Origin of the sequence: Pseudomonas sp. NBRC 111133 (assembly GCF_001320605.1) — a bacterium.
Taxonomy (GTDB): Bacteria; Pseudomonadota; Gammaproteobacteria; order Pseudomonadales; family Pseudomonadaceae; genus Aquipseudomonas; species Aquipseudomonas monteilii.
The window spans coordinates 1-1,142 of record NZ_BCBJ01000145.1; the positions used below are offsets into that span (position 1 = coordinate 1).

Consider the following 1,142-nt stretch of genomic DNA (forward strand, 5'->3'; position numbering starts at 1 on the left):
GTTTCGATATTTGTGGCAGGCCATTCGCTGGTTGAACTGGAAAAACGTAAAATTAATGCATAATTTTTTCAATGGCTTAAGGCAGTAATGCCTTAGGCCTTTTTGCCATCATTTTCCCCCGCCAGATCTTTCAACCAGTCACGAGGGCTCAACCCCGTCTTGCGTCTAAATGCGCGAGACAGCGCCGAAGGACTTTCGTAGCCGACTTGAGCTGCAATCAGCGTAATCGAGCGCCCTTCTCGCATCAGCTTCTGAGCCAGGCTAACTCGCCAACTCAACAAATAATCAGCAGGCGTCTGTCCGATGACACTCTTGAAATGCACGGCATACGCAGCGCGTGACATATTTGACTCACTGGCCAGCTCTGCTATTGACCAGGCATGTTCCGGGGAGTTGTGCATCTGTAAAAGCGATCGGGCAAGCCGCATGTCGGCCAGTCCAGCCATCATTCCGGTGCGCAACTGGTGATGATCGAGCAGGTAACGGAGCAACAGAATGATTAGGAGCTCAAATAAGCGCTCAAGCGCGGCTTCCCTTCCACAATGCACATTTGCCGCCTCGGCAAACATCCACTCCAACGTGTCTGCCAGCATGGGCAGATCATCGAGTGCGAGCACCAAACAGTCCGGTAATGAAGCCGACAAAGGATTATCAATTCCGCCCTCAAACTCCATGGAAGCACACAACAACTTTGCGCCATCGGACTCACCCGCAAACAATTGATGCTTGGCGGGGCGTGGCATAAAAATCAAGCTAGGGCGAGTGAGCTGCAAATCCTTGCGATCGGGACCAAGCAACGTCACGCTGCCGGCCTGAAGCAGATGGATATAACCTCGCCGCTCGGCGCCATCGTAAGATGCAGAGCCGCATAGGTCGCCGTCATAGAACAGATTGGCCCGCACGCCGAACCGCGAGAGCAAATTAGACAAACGATCCATTGGCCGATCCTTGACGAGTCAGAACGCACAGACCATACCATCTGCGTTGTCGTTCAGTGCCTGTAGCGAACATGCCGGCGTAAATCAGCCAACGGATAAAGTGATCACTGAGCAGCTCAGCCTCCCTTTCCAGTTCGGCTGTTAAAAAAACAACACCGTTGTTTGAAAGCACCAGCAAATCAAGTGCTCACTCTTCTATTTTAC

1 protein-coding gene is annotated in these 1,142 nt (G+C 52.1%); it reads right to left on the bottom strand.

Features of this window, described 5'->3' with window-relative positions; all coding sequences use genetic code 11:
• Positions 1-92 precede the first annotated feature (92 nt).
• A complete protein-coding gene (locus APH36_RS28880; RefSeq protein WP_003464995.1) occupies positions 93-938 on the bottom strand; it encodes an AraC family transcriptional regulator in 846 nt (281 codons plus the stop codon).
• Between the last annotated feature and the right edge of the window lie 204 nt (positions 939-1,142).